Source organism: Pseudonocardia ammonioxydans, assembly GCF_900115005.1.
In the GTDB taxonomy this organism is placed as follows: Bacteria; Actinomycetota; Actinomycetes; order Mycobacteriales; family Pseudonocardiaceae; genus Pseudonocardia; species Pseudonocardia ammonioxydans.
In genome coordinates this window covers 140,693-154,580 of sequence record NZ_FOUY01000014.1, presented here as the reverse complement: position 1 = coordinate 154,580, position 13,888 = coordinate 140,693, and the positions used below count along the sequence as shown (strand labels likewise).

Genomic DNA, 13,888 nt, shown 5'->3' with positions numbered 1-13,888 from the left:
TGCGCCTTCGCGGGCCACCGGCCGCGGACGTACGGCACCGCGGTGCCGTGCGGGGAATGCTCCCCGAACCGAAGGACGGATGCGATGAACAACCGGATGCGACGCTCGTTGGTCGCCGTCGGCGCCCTGGGTGCCGTGGCGTTCCCGCTGGCCGGGATGGCGGCCGCGGAGGAGGGTGACGGGCACGGCTACCCGAGTACGCAGAGCCCGACCCAGGCGGTGGACGCGGTCGGTGCCATCGGTGGCACGGCCGGGTACGGCGTGCTGGACGCGGCCGACAGCTACTCGCCGGGCAACCGGCCCGAGGGCGTGGCCGGGACCGAGGTCGAGTTCCCGGCACTGACCCCGGGCTACGCCGAGGGCCCGGTGGGTGGCCTGCTCAACGGACCCTTCGAGTAAGGGGCTCCCCCGAGCGGCGGGGCCGGTACCCCCTGGGGGTGCCGGCCCCGCTGTGCTCTCGGCCCGGGCCTCTCAGCTCAGCACCTTCAGGCCCACCACGCCGCCGACGATCGCGAGCAGGCACAGCAGCCGCGCGGTCGTCGCCGGCTCGCCGAGCGCCACCATCCCGTAGGCGGCGGTGCCGACGGCACCGATGCCGACCCAGACCGCGTACGCGGTCCCGACCGGCAGCTCGCGCAGGGCCAGCGACAGCCCGCCCATGCTCAGCAGCAGCGCCACCCCGAAGACGATCGAGGGGGTGAGCCGGGTGAACCCCTTGCTCTGGGACAGGGCGGCCGCCCAGACGGTCTCCAGCACTCCCGAGACGACCAGGTAGATCCAGGCCACGACGGACACTCCTTCCGGCGAGTGCGTCGTCTTGTCGGTCCGGGTACGGCGCGTCTCGTCCGGGGTGTGCCGCCGGTCGGCGGGTCCGGGTCCAAGATGCCCGATCCCCGTGCCCGGGCAAGCCGATCGTGACCGGTCTGACCATGTCTACACCGGACGGGGGCCGTACATGACCAGTGCGACGCCGGCCAGGCAGACCAGCGCCCCGGTCACGTCCCAGCGGTCCGGCCGGAACCCGTCGACGACCATGCCCCAGGCCAGCGACCCGGCCACGAACACCCCGCCGTACGCCGCCAGGATGCGACCGAAGTTCGCGTCCGGCTGCAGGGTCGCGACGAAGCCGTAGAGCCCCAGCGCGACCACCCCGGCACCGATCCACAGCCAGCCGCGGTGTTCGCGCACGCCCTGCCAGACCAGCCACGCGCCGCCGATCTCGCACAGGGCGGCGATGCCGAACAGGACCACCGAGCGCAGCACCGTCATGCCCGCATCCTGCCGGGTGTTGTGTTCCGGTCCGCCGGTCCGGCATGGTTTAGCCATGCCTAACAGCAGGGTTTCGGTGTGGCGAACATCGGCGGTCGTGCTCGTCGCCGGCCTGCTCCTCGCGGGCTGCTCCGGCGCGCCGGCCGACGACGACCCGCGCCCGGTGGTGCTCACGACGTTCACCGTGCTGGCCGACATGACCCGGCAGGTCGCGGGCGACCGGGTGCGGGTCGAGTCGCTGACCCGGCCGGGCGCCGAGATCCACGACTACGAGCCGTCGCCGGACGACCTCGTCCGCGGCGCCGGGGCGGACCTGCTGATCGAGAACGGGATGGGCCTCGAACGCTGGTTCTCCCGGTTCGTCGACCGGACCGAGGTGCCCGCGGTCGTGGCGAGCGAGGGGATCGAGCCGCTCCCGATCGCGGCCGGGGAGTACCGCGACCGGCCCAACCCGCACGCCTGGATGTCCCCGGCCGCGGGCGCGCGGTACGTGGGCACCATCCGGGACGCCCTGACCCGGCTCGACCCGGCCGGCGCGGCGTCGTACGCGGCGAACGCCGAGCGCTACGCCGGCGAGATCCGGGCCGTCGGCGAGCAGCTGAGCGCGGACCTGGCGGGGATCCCGCCGGACCGGCGCGTGCTCGTGACCTGCGAGGGCGCCTTCTCCTACCTCGCCCGTGACGCGGGGTTGCGCGAGGCCTACCTGTGGCCGGTGAACGCGGAGGGGGAGGGCACGCCCCGTCAGATCGCCGGCGTCGTGGGAGTCGTCCGCGACTCGGGGGTCCCCGCGGTCTTCTGCGAGTCGACGGTGAACGACGCCGCGCAGCGCCAGGTCGCCGAGGAGACCGGCGCGCGGCTGGCCGGGCCGCTGCACGTCGACTCGCTGACCGGGCCGGACGGTCCGGCACCGACCTACCTCGACCTGCTCCGCCACGACGCCGGGACGATCGCCGAAGGCCTGACCGGGGCCCGGCCGTGACCGCGCTCGAGATCGCCGGGCTCACGGTCCGGCACGGCGAGGTGCTCGCGCTCGACGACGTCTCGCTGCGGCTCGGCGAGGGCACCGTCTGCGGGCTGATGGGGGCCAACGGCTCGGGGAAGTCGACCCTGTTCCGCGCCGTGATGGGTCTCGTCCGTCCGGTGAGCGGCACGGTCCGCGTCCTGGGGGCGACCTCGGCCACCGCCCGCCGCCGGGCCGCCGTCGCCTACATGCCCCAGGCCGAGGCGATCGACCCGGACTTCCCGATCCTCGCCCACCAGGTCGTCCTCACCGGGCGGTACGCCGGCATGGGCACGATGCGCCGGGCGCGGCCGGCCGACCGTGCGGCCGTCGAGGCCGCGCTGGACCGGGTGGGGCTCACCGGGTACGCGGACCGGCAGATCGGGCGGCTGTCCGGCGGCCAGCGCAAGCGGGTGTTCCTCGCGCGGGCGATCGCGCAGGACGCGCCGCTGCTGCTGCTCGACGAGCCGTTCGCCGGGGTCGACCACCGCACCCAGGAGGAGATGACCGGCGTGCTGGGCGAGCTGGCGGCGGCCGGGCGCACGGTGCTGGTGTCCACACACGACGTCGCCGGGGTGTCCCGGCTGTGCGGGCGAGTGGTGCTGCTGGCCGGGCGGCTGCTCGCCGACGGGACACCGGACGAGGTGCTCACCCCCGAGGTCCTCGGCCGGGTGTTCGGCCTGCGGAACGCGTCGTGATCGCCTGGCTGGTCGAGCCGCTGCAGTTCGACTTCATGCAGCGGGCGTTGCTGGTCGCGATCGTCGCCGGGACGGTCGGGGCGCTGCTGTCGTGCTGGCTCACGCTGGTCGGCTGGTCGCTGATGGGCGACGCGGTCTCGCACGCGGTGCTGCCCGGGGTGGTGCTGTCCTACATCGTCGGGATCCCGTTCGGGATCGGGGCCTTCGTGTTCGGTGCCGGCGCGGTGGCCCTGATCGGGGTGGTCCGGCGGACGTCGCGGGTGAAGGAGGACGCGGCGATCGGGGTGGTCTTCACCGGCCTGTTCGCGCTGGGCCTGGTGCTGATCTCCACGACGCCGTCGGACACCGACCTGGGGCACATCCTGTTCGGCAACCTGCTCGGGCTGTCCGGCCCGGACGTCGCGCAGATCCTGCTCCTGGGCGTCCTCACGGTGGTCGTGGTGCTGGTCAAGCACCGCGACTTCACACTGGTCGCGTTCGACCGGACGCACGCCCACGCGGTCGGGATCGACCCGCGCCGCACCGAGGCGATACTGCTCGGGCTGCTGGCGCTGGCCGTCGTCGTGGCGTTGCAGGCGGTCGGGATCGTGCTGGTGGTCGCGGTACTGATCATTCCGGGGGCGACGGCGTACCTGCTGACCGACCGGATGGAGCGGATGCTGCTGATCGCGGTGCTCGTCGCCGTCGGCTCGGCGGTCGCCGGGACCTACCTGAGCTTCCACCTCGACGTCTCCACCGGCGGCTCGGTCGTCGTCTGTCTCGCCGTCGCGTTCACCCTCGCCTACCTGCTCGGACCGCGGCACGGCCTGCTCGCCCGCTTGGTGGGGCCCCCGCAGCGCGCTACCGTTGCCGGTTCCGGTCCGGCCGACGACGGGGGTGCCCGGTGACCGATCAGCAGCACGGCGCACGGCGACCGGTGGTCCTGGCCCCGGGCGCCGGTCGCGCGTACCCGCTCGGCCGCGGGACGGCCGTGTTCAAGGCCGACGGCGCCGAGACCGCGGGCCGTTACTCGATCTCCGAGTGGTGGCTCGACCCGCACACGCCCGGCCCCGGCCCGCACTCGCACCCCGAGGACGACGTCTTCTACGTCCTCGAGGGGACGATGAGCGTGTGCGTCGGCGGGGAGTGGGTCGACGCGACGACGGGCTCGTTCGTCCTCGTGCCCGGCGGGGTGGTCCACGACTTCGAGAACCGGACCGGCGAGCGGTGCGGCGCGCTCAACGTCTCCGCGCCCGGTGACTTCGAGCAGCACATGCCGGGGATCTCCGACTGGTTCGTGAACCGCGCGGTCCCGGGCTGAGCCGCACGACACCGGCGCGTGGGTGTGCCAGTGTGTGCCCGATGGTGATCGACGAGCTCCGCGCGCGGTGCGCGCCGCTGCGCTTCGCGCCGCTGCCCGGTGTCGTGACCGAGGCGCCGTCCGGGCCGGAGTGGATCACGGCCGCCGGCATCGCGGATCCCGCGGACCCGTTCCTCGGGCGTCTGCTCGACGCGGACGCTGCCGAACCGCCCGGCCCGCGGGCGGTGCACACCCTCCGGACCCTGCTCCGCGAGCTGATCTTCTGCACGGCCGGGGCGGTGTACCTGCTCGAGGCCGCGCCGCAGCTCGGCCCGGACCGGTACGTCTACCGTACGACCGGCCCCGGCCGCTCCGGCGGCGCCGACGACACCGTCGGGGCCGCGGTCCTGGACCGGGTGCTCGTCGTGGGCCACGAGGCGGTGATCGGGCCGGCCCGCGGCGGTGCGCTGCCCGTCACCGACCGGGCCGAGCTGGACGCGTGGCTGGCACCGGGTTTCGTGGCGACGGTGCGTCCGCTGGTGGAGCTCGTGGCGGCCCGGACCCGGGTGGGACCGCGCACGCTCTGGAGCTACGTCATCGACATGGTCCACTTCGGGATGCTCAACCTGGCCCGCCAGCTGGAGCGCGACCGCGCCGCGGCGTGGGAGCGGGCGGGCGAGCTCGCCGAGCAGCTGTTCGCCGCGGGTGTCCCGCGCCGTTCGGAGCCCGCGATGGTCCGCTTCGGACCGGAGAACGAGCAGGTCTGGGGCGTGCGCGGGGCGTGCTGCCTGGACTTCACCGACGGCGCCCACGGCATGTGCCTGACCTGCCCGCTGCTCGCGGCGGACGACCGGGCGGAAAAGTGGGCGGCGGCGGATCTCTCTGGACCCAGGTAAGCCTCACCTCTAGTGTCCGATTCGTGTTGCTTCGACCCCCGCAGCCCGGTGCGTACCTCGGTGACGACGCCGGCCACCCCCGCGCGGCGCTGACCCGGCGCGGTCTCCTCGCCGCCGGCGCCCTCACCGGACTGCTGACCGCCGCCGGGTGCGGCTCGTCCGGCGGCGCGGGAGAGCAGGCGCCGCCCGGCCGGACCATCGAGCATCCACTGGGGACCGCCACGGCCCCGGTGGCGCCCCAGCGGATCGTCTCGCTGGACAGCAACGGTGGCCTGCAGGTCGGCCTCGAGCTCGGCGTGCCGCTGATCGCCTCGGAGACCCTCCAGGGCGCGGTCGCGGTACCCCCGTACGTGCCGGGGCCGGTGCCGGGCTTCACCGAGCTCGGGTTCAACCAGCTCAACCTGGAGCAGCTGGTCGGCCTGAACCCGGATCTGATCATCGGCAACACCCAGCGGGTCCGGGAGCACTACGAGCAGCTCGCCGCGATCGCGCCGACCGTGGCCTACGAGAACGCCGGCAGCGGGGCCGCCTGGCAGGACGCGGTCGGGTTCCTCGGCGACGTTCTCGGCGCCGGCCCGGAGATGGAGCGCCGGCTCGCGGGCTTCCGGGAACGGGCCGACGCGGTGGCCGCCACGCACGCCGACCGGATCGGCAGGCAGTCGGTCGCGCTGCTGCGCTTCACCACCGACGAGCTGCGCACGATCCGCGGGGAGATCTTCGGTTCCGCCGTCCTGGCCGACGTCGGCCTGCGCCGCCCGCCGTCGACCGACGCGCCGTCTCCGCAGGAGACCTACGTGTCGGTGAGCGAGGAGACCGTCGGGACGCTGGCCGACGCCGACGTGCTGCTGTACGTCGTCGGTGGCGGCGGGATGGTGGACCAGGCGCAGGACACCTTCGAGCGCTACACGACCGGCGGGATCTGGGAGCAGCTGCCCGCGGTGCGGGCGGGCCGGGTCGCCGCCCTGGACCCGGTCGCGTGGTGGGACGGCTACTCGGTCTCCGCCGGGACGGCCTGCCTCGACGAGCTGGACCGGGTGCTGGGAGAGCTGCCCGCCTGACCAGCGCGAAACGTGATGCCCGGCGTGGGCCCGCGCTGACACGATCATCCCGTGCCGACGTCCCGTCTCGACGTCCTGCGCTGGCAGTTCGATCTCACCTGGTCGCTGTTCGAGTACCACCTCGAGCGGCTGGAACCCGACGACGCCCTGTGGGAGCCGGCCGGGCTGTGCTGGACGGTGCACCCGGGTGCCGACGGCGGGTGGGAGCCGGACTTCGCCGAGCAGGAACCCGACCCGGTCCCCGTCCCGACGATCGCCTGGACCACCTGGCACATCAGCTGGTGGTGGACGGTGACGATCGACCACCTGCGGGGGCGGACGCCGACCGAGCGGACCGACGTCCGGTGGCCCGGCGACACCGCGCGGGCGGTGGAGTTGCTGCGCCGGCTGCGGGCCGACTGGGTGGACGTGCTCGGCGGGCTCGGCGACGACGCGCTGGACGCACCCGCGAGCTTTCCCTGGCAGGGCGACCCGTCGTACACCGTCGGGCACACCCTGGCCTGGGTGAACACCGAGCTGACCAAGAACGCCGCCGAGATCGGGCAGCTCCGGCTCCTGCGCGCGGCGGGCTGACCCGCCCGCGGCTCACGGCCCACCGGTGACCGCCAGCGCGCCCAGGCCGACCGCACCGACCAGGACCGTGGACGCGGCACCCAGCAGCAGCCCCCGCCGTCCGGTGCGCAGCAGCGTGCCCACCCGCACGGCGCTGCCCAGCCCGAACAGGGCGGCCGCGAACAGCAGCGTGGTCGCGGTCGTCGTGGCCGACACGACCGGCTCCGGGACCGCGCCGGTCGACCGCACGGCCATCATCGTCAGGAAGCCGAGCAGGAACAGCGGGACCAGTGGCGGGCGCCGGCCGGTGCCGGGGGCGGTCCCGCGCCGGCGCCGCACGATGCTCACCGCGGCCACCATCGGGGCCAGCATGAGCACGCGGGTCAGCTTGATCACGATCGCCGTCGCGACGGCGGCGGCCCCGGCCGGGGACGCGGCCGCCACCACCTGCGCGACCTCGTGCACGCTCAGGCCGGCCCACGCCCCGAGGTGCGCGGGCCCCATGCCCAGCCACGACGCGAGCAGCGGCACCAGCGCGATCGCCGCGCTGCCGTAGAGCGTGACGAGGGTGATCCCGGTGGCGACGTCCTCCCGGTCGCCCTCGGTGACGCTGTCCATCGCCGCGATCGCGGAGGCGCCGCAGACGGAGAAGCCGGTCGCGACCATGAGGGTGAGCCCGGGGGAGACGCCGATCCACCGGCCCACGGCCAGGGTGCCGAGGAACGCGACGAGCACGGTCCCGACGACCGCGGCCACGGTCCCGGCGCCCAGACCGAGCACCTCACCCAGCCCGAGCTGGAGCCCGAGCAGCACCACCCCGAGCCGCAGCAGCGTCCTGGTCGCCCAGCTCAGGCCCGGCCGCGCGGCCCGGGGCAGGAACCGGCCGGTGCACACCCCCAGGACGACGGCCGCGGTCAGTGCGCTCACCACCGGGACCAGGTCGTGGACCGCGAACGCGACCGCCGTGCCGGTCGCGGTCAGCAGCAGGCCGGGCAGCAGCGTGCGGGCCCGCCGGGCCGGGCGGGCCGGGGGTCGTTCGGTGGCGGTCACGCCGACGACGATCGCGCCCGCGGGGCCCTCCCGGTAGCCGGTGATCGGACCTGAGGTCATTCCCGGCGGTTGGGTCCGGTCGCCCGTGGCGGGACGGCGCCTACGCTGCGTCCGTGGCCACCCCGCCGGATCTCGAGTCGCTGCGGTTGCTCGTGCTGGTCGGCCGGCGGGGCAGCCTCGGCGGCGCGGCGGCGGAGACGGGGGTCAGCCAGCCCGCGGCGAGCAAGCGGATGCGCGCCCTGGAGCGGCGGCTCGGGGTGCAGCTGGTCGAGCGCAGCCGTCGTGGTTCGACGCTCACCACGGCGGGGGAGCTGGTGGCCGCACGGGCCGAGCGGGTACTCGACGAGCTGCGCGCGCTGCAGGACGGCGTCGAGCTCCTGCGGCTGCAGGCCTCTGCGCCGCTGGTGGTCGCCGCGAGCCTGACCGTGGCCGAGCACCTGCTGCCGTCGTGGATCGCCCAGCTCACCCGCTCCGATCCCGGGGCGCGGGTGGGCCTGCAGGTGATGAACTCGTCGCTGGTGTGCGCGGCCGTCCGCGACGGCGATGCGTCGCTGGGCTTCGTCGAGTCGCCGGGGATGCTGCCCGGCCTGCGGTCGCGGGTGGTCGGGCGCGACCGGCTGACGCTCGTCGTCGACCCGGGTCACCCGTGGAGCCGGCGCCGGCGCCCGGTCGAGCCCGCCGAGCTCGCCGGGACCCCGTTGCTCTCCCGGGAGCCCGGGTCGGGCACCCGGGAGACGGTCGAGCGCGCGCTCGCCGCCGCCGGGCACCGGGCGGTGGAGCCGCTGCTGGAGCTCGGGTCGAGCACCGCGCTGCGCTCCGCCGTGCGCTCCGGTGCCGGGCCGGCGTTGCTGAGCGAGTTCGTGGTCGCCGACGACCGGGTCACCGGTGCGCTGGTCGAGGTGGCGGTGTCCGGCCTCGACCTGCACCGGGAGCTGCGGGCGGTCTGGCGTTCCGCGGAACAGCCGTCGGGCACCGCGGCCGCGTTGCTGCGGCACGCCCTGCGCGGACGGTGACGGGGGCCGGCGGTCAGGCGGGGCTGTAGCCGAGGGCCTCCAGGTAGACGGCGAACTGCGGCCTCGCGGGGACGACGCGTCCGGCCTCGAAGTCGAGGACGTCGTCGGCGGTGCGGTCGGTGCGCCGGGCCAGTTCGGCCACGCTGACGTCCTGCATCGCGCGGGCCTCGCGGAGGAGCCGGCCGAGATCCTCCGCGTCCTCCTCGGGGGTGAACGTCGGTGCGGACTCGGGCCCATTCGATCCGTTCCGTGCAGCCGATCCGTTCTGTGTAGTCGATCCGTTCTCTGCAGCCATGGGGCGGCTCCCTCTCAGACGACCACGCGGACGGGACCAGCCTGCCCCGGATCGACCCGCTCCGGCGCCGGCCCGGCGGCGGGAGGTGCGCTTCCCGCGGTCAGCGGCACCGGTGCGGGCAGGGACGGGCGGCGTCGGCGTCCTCGAACACGGTCCGGACCCCGGAGCGGGCGAGCAGCCGGTCGGCCGCGGGAGACGGACGCCGGCCCAGCCGCAGGTGCCCGTCGCGCCGCTCGGCGTGGTGCAGCCCGATCATCAGGGCGCTGAGCCCGGACGCGTCCAGCCGGTCCACCCCGGACAGGTCGAGCACCACGCAGCACGACACCTCGACCCAGTGCTGGATGTAGCGGGACAGCTCCGGGCCGGCCTCGTGGTCGATGCTCCCGAGGCAGCGCAGGCGCACGCGGTGGCCGGGGCGCGGCTCCGCGGTCACGCACAGCGTGCCCGCCGTCATCGGGGGCCCGAGGTCGTCCGGGTCCGGTCGCGGGGATCCGGACGGCCCGGTGCGGCGGCGGGGGCGCATGGCGGTGCGCGCCCGCCGCCGCGGGTGGGACACCCCGTACGGGCGGCCGTCACGTGGTGTCGGGCTGGGCATGGCGCACATCACGGTCTCCCTACTGCAGGACGTCGTCGATCACGACGGTCAGCTCGGTCGTCGACAGGCCGGTGATCTCGCGGATCCGGTCGGCGACCGTGGCCCGGACCCGGTCGGCCAGCGCGTTGAGGTCCTCGCCGTAGTCGGCGGCGAGGGTGATCTCCACGGCCGTGCTGGCCCCGGCGACGCCCGCGACGACGTCGCCGCCGGGCTCGTCGTCCCCGGACAGCGTGCGGCTCAGCGCGACCCGGACGCCGGGTACCGACTGCGCCGACCGGCGCGCGGTCACCACGACGACGCGCGCGGCGATCCGGGTGAGCCCGTCCGGTCCGGGGAGCACCGCGTAGTCCGGTTCGGACAGCGCACCGCGCAGCCGGCGCAGGACCTGGTCGAACCGGCCCTCCGGTGCGACGACCTCCTCCGCGGCGAGGTCGGCCATCGGCGCCCACAGCCGCCCGTACTCGCCCAGTGCGGCCTGGCAGTGCACGCAGCCCTGCTGGTGCTCGTCGCGGACGTGCCCTCGGCCGGCGGCGACCTGGTCCAGCAGCTCGTCGGCGGAGCGGCCGCAGAGCAGCGGGCGCTCGCGCTCCATCTCCTCGTCCCGCTCGTCGTGGATGCTCATGTCCACTCCCGCAGGGTGCCGAGGAGGGTGCGCCGACCCCGGGCCAGCCGGCCCCGGACGGTCGCCTCCGACACGTTCAGGATCGTCGCCACCTCCGCGTAGCGCATCTGCTCGACGTCGACGAGGACGACCGCGGCGCGCAGGTCCGGCGGCAGCGCGGTCACGGCGTCGAGCGCGGCGCGGGCCTTGCCACGGGCCACGGCCTGCATGTCGGCGCCGGGCGCGGTGGCCAGCGAGGGGTCCTCGAGCGGTTCGTGCTGCCGCCTGCGCGTGATCAGGTTGAGGCACCGGTTGACCACGATCCGGTACAGCCACGTGGTGAACATGCTGTCCCCGGAGAAGCCGGTCAGCGCCGTCCACAGCGTGAGGACGACGTCCTGCGCGACGTCCTCGGCGTCGTGCGGGTTGCCGACCATGCGCAACGCGATGCGGTAGATCCGGTCGCGGTGCCGGCGCACGAGCTCCTCGTAGGCGTCCGGGGTGCCCTCCTTCGCCTTGGCGATCAGCCAGTCGTCGGCGGCCGAGTCGAGCCCTGTGCGGCCGGGGCTCACCCGACCACTCCGTCCTGCACGTCCGCTCGTCCCCTCATCCGGCGCCGGGCCGGGCCCGCCCCCGCGGGTCCCGGCCACCGAGGCTCGTGACGGCCCCCGGCTCGTCACGCGGCGTCGTTCCCCCGTACCTCGACATCAGTACGACACCGCGCTTCGCAGATCATCACGGACCGGTTCGGTGAGCCGCGTCACACCCCCGGTCGCGGCGGGCGCGATCCGCGCACGGCAGAGCGATGAGTCCGCGCGTCGCATCCGGTCTGCCCTGCATGACGCAACTGCTCAGGGTCCAGAACTTCACCGTCTCGAGTGACGGGTTCGGTGCCGGTGAGGACCAGACCCTCGACCGCCCGTTCGGCCACGCCGACCCGGGCGAGCTGTTCGCGTGGGCCGGCGCCACGGCGAGCTGGCCGCACCGCACGGACCCCGGCGGGAGCCGCGGCCTCGACGACTACTTCACCCGCGACTTCCCGCACAACATCGGCGCCGAGATCATGGGACGCAACAAGTTCGCTCCCCGGCGCGGCCCCTGGCCCGACCCCGGGTGGCAGGGCTGGTGGGGCGACGAGCCGCCCTTCCACACCCCGGTCTTCGTGCTGACCCACCACGAGCGTCCGGCGTTGACCCTCGGCGACACGACGTTCCACTTCGTGAACGACGAACCGGCCGCGGTCCTCGAACGGGCGCGCCGGGCCGCGGACGGCAAGGACGTCCGTCTCGGCGGGGGAGCCTCGACCATCCGGGAGTTCCTCGACGCGGACCTCGTCGACGCCCTGCACGTGGTGGTCGCGCCCGTGACGCTGGGCTCCGGGGTCCGGCTCTGGACGTCGCCCGACGAGCTCCGGGACCGCTTCCACCTCGAGGTCGTGCCCAGCCCGAGCGGGGTCACACATCACCTGCTCTGGCGGCGGTGACGGGACCCGGAGCGGTGGCGCCGGGGCGATGGCACCGGGGCGATGGGACGACCGTGGGCGTCAGCCCGGCGGCACCACGAGCAGGTCCCGGGCCGCGAGCCGGATTTCGGCCCACGGCGCGGTCCGGCCCTCCAGCAGCCAGATCGTCGCCGACTCGGGCACCAGTCCGCCGTAGGTCCCCAGCGGCGTCGGGGCCGTGACCGTGGTCAACGCACGGGCTCCGGTGAACCAGGGCCGGAACGGGCCCGGGTCGCCGACCAGCAGCAGTCGGTCCTGGTGTTCCGGGGGCGGCGCGAACCAGCCGTAGGCCCGGTTGCTGCCGGTGGCGGGCGGCAGCCCGAGCTCCGGCGGAGCCGCGTCGAGATGGGTCGCGTAGACGTAGGGGTTCGCGCCCAGTGCGGTGCGGTCGCGCTGACCGGGCGTCAGCTCCCGGTGGACCCGGACGGTCTCGGCCACCAGCGCGTCGGCGAAGCGCGGTGAGGCGAGCAGCACCGACGACGCCAGTGCACCGGCGGCCAGCACCACCCCGAGCGTGACGGCGGGCCAGGCGGCCCGGGCCCGGCCCGCCTCCCGCCGGTGCTGCAGGGCCACCGCTCCGATCGCGACGAGCACCGGGTAGGCCGGGAGCAGGTAGTAGTGCCGCCCGGAGGTGAGCACGACGGCCACGGCGAGCAGCACGAACGCCACCCCGGCGAAGCGGTGGTCGTGCCACCGCGGGTCCCGCCACAGCCCGGCGAGCCCACAGGCTGCCAGCCCCAGCGTGAGCGGCCCGGCGACGGCCAGGCCGTGCAGCGCCACGACGAGCGGCCCGCCGTAGATCAGTGCGTTCTCGGTCGCCACCGCGTCGGCCATGGCGAGCTGGGGCCACCCGTTCGCCGCCTGCCACGCCAGGGTCGGCGCCGCCACGAGCAGGGCGATCACCGCCCCCGCCCAGAACGCCGGCGCGCGCAGCAGCGCCCGCGGACCGGTCAGCGCGACCGCGACGACGACGGCGACCCCGAGCGCCATCACCTGGAACCGGGTCAGCGCGGTGACACCGACGACCGGCCCGAGCGCCAGGAGCAGCCGCGGATCCCGGGTCCGGGTCCAGCGCAGCAACAACCAGAAGATCACCGCCCAGAGCGCGGGCTCCAGTGTGTACGGCGTGAGCCAGTGTCCGAACTGGGCGGCGGCCACGCCGGTCCCGGGGCCGAGTGCGGCCAGTGTCTGGGCGCGGGGGTCACCACCGAGCTCCCGGACGAGCAGCGCGGTCAGCAGCACCGTCCCGGCCGTCGCGAGGACGGCGGGTACCGCGAGCACCACCGGCGAGCCCGGGGCCACCGTGTCCGCGAGCCGGGCGAGCAGCGGGGTCAACGGCGGCTGGTCGACGGCGCCCCAGTCCAGGTGGTGTCGGCCGATCGCCAGCATCAGGTCCTCGTCGAACCAGCGCCGGGGCACCGCGGCCAGTGCGAGGTGGACGACGGCGACGATCCCGGCGATCGCGGTCACCGGGACCGTGGCGAACCGGCCGATCGGGGGGTGCCGCGGACGGCGTGACCGGCGTGGACTGCCGGGAGCAGTGCTCGTCACGGCGTTCTCCCTCCGGTGCAGTGCGACGCCTGCCAGGAGACGACGCCCGCCAGGAGACCCCGCCAGGAGACACTGTGCCGTCGCGGCACACTCAAGGTCAGCACACCGTGATCGGGGCGTCGCGGCGCCGGTGTGGTGGACGGGCCGAACCGCGACCGGAACGACGAACGCCGCGCCACCCTCTCGGGGTGACGCGGCGCCGGTCCGCTCAGGTGGCGGAGGATGCGGGATTCGAACCCGCGAGGGGGGATGCCCCAACACGCTTTCCAAGCGTGCGCCCTAGGCCACTAGGCGAATCCTCCGCGGAGAAGGTTACCTGCCGTCCCCGGCGATGCGGCACCGCCCCCTCCGCCCCCGGGCGTCCGCTCCGTGGCACACTGTCCGTGGACCCCGTGCGGCGTCCATCCTGTGAACTCCCCCAGGGCCGGAAGGCAGCAAGGGTCAACAGGCTCTGGCGGGTGCGCGGGGTCCCCTTGTGTCTGCAGCCGGTTTCTCTCCCTGTGCTTCCCCCCTGTGCTTCCCCGTCCTTC

Annotated in this window: 18 protein-coding genes, 1 tRNA gene, 1 other RNA gene and 1 riboswitch; of the genes, 11 read left to right on the top strand and 9 right to left on the bottom strand. The window is 74.9% G+C overall.

Translation table 11 applies throughout. From position 1 onward, the window contains the following. The first annotated feature begins 84 nt into the window (after window positions 1–84). Window positions 85–399: a hypothetical protein gene (locus tag BM093_RS15645; protein WP_093343564.1), complete on the top strand. Its 315-nt coding sequence runs from the start codon at window positions 85–87 to the stop codon at window positions 397–399. A gap of 72 nt (window positions 400–471) precedes the next feature. Here BM093_RS15645 and BM093_RS15640 read toward each other — a convergent pair whose 3' ends face one another. Both BM093_RS15640 and BM093_RS15635 read right to left on the bottom strand, forming a co-directional pair. Next, window positions 472–786: a DMT family transporter gene (locus BM093_RS15640; protein ID WP_093343631.1), complete on the bottom strand. Its 315-nt coding sequence runs from the start codon at window positions 784–786 to the stop codon at window positions 472–474. Window positions 787–806: 20 nt separating this feature from the next. Then, a riboswitch (guanidine-III (ykkC-III) riboswitch) is annotated at window positions 807–872 on the bottom strand. Between the two features lie 61 nt (window positions 873–933). Next, window positions 934–1,269, bottom strand: a complete 336-nt coding sequence (locus tag BM093_RS15635) for a YnfA family protein (protein ID WP_093343561.1) — start codon at window positions 1,267–1,269, stop codon at window positions 934–936. Between the two features lie 55 nt (window positions 1,270–1,324). Between BM093_RS15635 and BM093_RS15630 the strand changes: the two genes are divergently transcribed. The 7 genes from BM093_RS15630 to BM093_RS15605 are packed head-to-tail and all read left to right on the top strand — an operon-like array spanning window position 1,325 to window position 6,773. After that, complete coding sequence (locus tag BM093_RS15630; RefSeq protein ID WP_093343559.1) at window positions 1,325–2,248, top strand: metal ABC transporter substrate-binding protein; 924 nt, start codon at window positions 1,325–1,327, stop codon at window positions 2,246–2,248. Beyond that, complete coding sequence (locus BM093_RS15625; protein ID WP_093343556.1) at window positions 2,245–2,967, top strand: metal ABC transporter ATP-binding protein; 723 nt, start codon at window positions 2,245–2,247, stop codon at window positions 2,965–2,967. The genes BM093_RS15630 and BM093_RS15625 overlap by 4 nt, the downstream gene beginning before the upstream one ends. After that, window positions 2,964–3,854, top strand: a complete 891-nt coding sequence (locus BM093_RS15620; RefSeq protein ID WP_425439163.1) for a metal ABC transporter permease — start codon at window positions 2,964–2,966, stop codon at window positions 3,852–3,854. Before BM093_RS15625 ends, BM093_RS15620 begins: the two co-directional genes overlap by 4 nt. After that, window positions 3,851–4,267 carry a cupin domain-containing protein gene (locus BM093_RS15615; RefSeq protein ID WP_093343553.1) on the top strand — a complete coding sequence of 139 codons (417 nt, stop codon included), beginning with the start codon at window positions 3,851–3,853 and terminating at the stop codon, window positions 4,265–4,267. Before BM093_RS15620 ends, BM093_RS15615 begins: the two co-directional genes overlap by 4 nt. A gap of 41 nt (window positions 4,268–4,308) precedes the next feature. Next, window positions 4,309–5,142 carry a ferric iron reductase gene (locus BM093_RS35135; protein ID WP_143105398.1) on the top strand — a complete coding sequence of 278 codons (834 nt, stop codon included), beginning with the start codon at window positions 4,309–4,311 and terminating at the stop codon, window positions 5,140–5,142. Between the two features lie 23 nt (window positions 5,143–5,165). Continuing rightward, window positions 5,166–6,200, top strand: a complete 1,035-nt coding sequence (locus tag BM093_RS15610) for an iron-siderophore ABC transporter substrate-binding protein (RefSeq protein ID WP_177238501.1) — start codon at window positions 5,166–5,168, stop codon at window positions 6,198–6,200. 51 nt (window positions 6,201–6,251) lie between these two features. Next, on the top strand, window positions 6,252–6,773 hold the full coding sequence (locus BM093_RS15605; protein ID WP_093343548.1) for a DinB family protein: 522 nt from the start codon (window positions 6,252–6,254) through the stop codon (window positions 6,771–6,773). Window positions 6,774–6,785: 12 nt separating this feature from the next. On the opposite strand, the gene BM093_RS15600 is transcribed toward BM093_RS15605, so the two are convergent. Continuing rightward, on the bottom strand, window positions 6,786–7,862 hold the full coding sequence (locus BM093_RS15600; protein ID WP_093343546.1) for a YeiH family protein: 1,077 nt from the start codon (window positions 7,860–7,862) through the stop codon (window positions 6,786–6,788). A 53-nt stretch (window positions 7,863–7,915) separates the two neighbouring features. On the opposite strand from BM093_RS15600, the gene BM093_RS15595 reads away from it, so the two are divergent. After that, on the top strand, window positions 7,916–8,815 hold the full coding sequence (locus BM093_RS15595; RefSeq protein ID WP_093343544.1) for a LysR substrate-binding domain-containing protein: 900 nt from the start codon (window positions 7,916–7,918) through the stop codon (window positions 8,813–8,815). Between the two features lie 13 nt (window positions 8,816–8,828). On the opposite strand, the gene BM093_RS15590 is transcribed toward BM093_RS15595, so the two are convergent. From BM093_RS15590 to BM093_RS15575, 4 genes are all read right to left on the bottom strand, one after another. After that, window positions 8,829–9,110, bottom strand: coding sequence for a helix-turn-helix domain-containing protein (locus BM093_RS15590; RefSeq protein WP_093343542.1), 282 nt, complete (start codon window positions 9,108–9,110; stop codon window positions 8,829–8,831). Window positions 9,111–9,210: 100 nt separating this feature from the next. Then, window positions 9,211–9,705 carry an STAS domain-containing protein gene (locus BM093_RS15585; protein ID WP_177238500.1) on the bottom strand — a complete coding sequence of 165 codons (495 nt, stop codon included), beginning with the start codon at window positions 9,703–9,705 and terminating at the stop codon, window positions 9,211–9,213. A 19-nt stretch (window positions 9,706–9,724) separates the two neighbouring features. Next, window positions 9,725–10,327 carry an Asp23/Gls24 family envelope stress response protein gene (locus tag BM093_RS15580; RefSeq protein ID WP_093343538.1) on the bottom strand — a complete coding sequence of 201 codons (603 nt, stop codon included), beginning with the start codon at window positions 10,325–10,327 and terminating at the stop codon, window positions 9,725–9,727. Further along, window positions 10,324–10,878: an RNA polymerase sigma factor gene (locus BM093_RS15575; protein ID WP_093343536.1), complete on the bottom strand. Its 555-nt coding sequence runs from the start codon at window positions 10,876–10,878 to the stop codon at window positions 10,324–10,326. The genes BM093_RS15580 and BM093_RS15575 overlap by 4 nt, the downstream gene beginning before the upstream one ends. Before the next feature lie 266 nt (window positions 10,879–11,144). Here BM093_RS15575 and BM093_RS15570 point away from each other — a divergent pair, with 266 nt between their 5' ends. Next, entirely contained in the window at window positions 11,145–11,789 is a 645-nt protein-coding gene (locus tag BM093_RS15570) for a dihydrofolate reductase family protein (protein WP_093343534.1), read from the top strand. Between the two features lie 60 nt (window positions 11,790–11,849). Here the strand turns inward: BM093_RS15570 and BM093_RS15565 are convergent, their stop codons facing one another. Together BM093_RS15565 and BM093_RS15560 are read right to left on the bottom strand one after the other, a co-directional pair. Next, on the bottom strand, window positions 11,850–13,277 hold the full coding sequence (locus tag BM093_RS15565; RefSeq protein WP_093343532.1) for an ArnT family glycosyltransferase: 1,428 nt from the start codon (window positions 13,275–13,277) through the stop codon (window positions 11,850–11,852). 294 nt (window positions 13,278–13,571) lie between these two features. After that, window positions 13,572–13,660 (bottom strand) — tRNA-Ser (locus BM093_RS15560). An 80-nt stretch (window positions 13,661–13,740) separates the two neighbouring features. On the opposite strand from BM093_RS15560, the gene ffs reads away from it, so the two are divergent. Continuing rightward, window positions 13,741–13,835, top strand: an RNA gene (gene ffs / locus BM093_RS15555) — signal recognition particle sRNA small type. Window positions 13,836–13,888: the final 53 nt, after the last annotated feature.

Bases quoted from the DNA above. Each gene is read 5' to 3' on its own strand.
- BM093_RS15645 (WP_093343564.1), top strand. From the start codon at position 85: ATGAACAACCGGATGCGACGCTCGTTGGTCGCCGTCGGCGCCCTGGGT.
- BM093_RS15635 (WP_093343561.1), bottom strand. From the start codon at position 1,269: ATGACGGTGCTGCGCTCGGTGGTCCTGTTCGGCATCGCCGCCCTGTGC.
- BM093_RS15630 (WP_093343559.1), top strand. From the start codon at position 1,325: ATGCCTAACAGCAGGGTTTCGGTGTGGCGAACATCGGCGGTCGTGCTC.
- BM093_RS35135 (WP_143105398.1), top strand. From the start codon at position 4,309: ATGGTGATCGACGAGCTCCGCGCGCGGTGCGCGCCGCTGCGCTTCGCG.
- BM093_RS15600 (WP_093343546.1), bottom strand. From the start codon at position 7,862: ATGACCTCAGGTCCGATCACCGGCTACCGGGAGGGCCCCGCGGGCGCG.
- BM093_RS15590 (WP_093343542.1), bottom strand. From the start codon at position 9,110: ATGGCTGCAGAGAACGGATCGACTACACAGAACGGATCGGCTGCACGG.
- BM093_RS15585 (WP_177238500.1), bottom strand. From the start codon at position 9,705: ATGCCCAGCCCGACACCACGTGACGGCCGCCCGTACGGGGTGTCCCAC.
- BM093_RS15580 (WP_093343538.1), bottom strand. From the start codon at position 10,327: ATGAGCATCCACGACGAGCGGGACGAGGAGATGGAGCGCGAGCGCCCG.
- BM093_RS15570 (WP_093343534.1), top strand. From the start codon at position 11,145: ATGACGCAACTGCTCAGGGTCCAGAACTTCACCGTCTCGAGTGACGGG.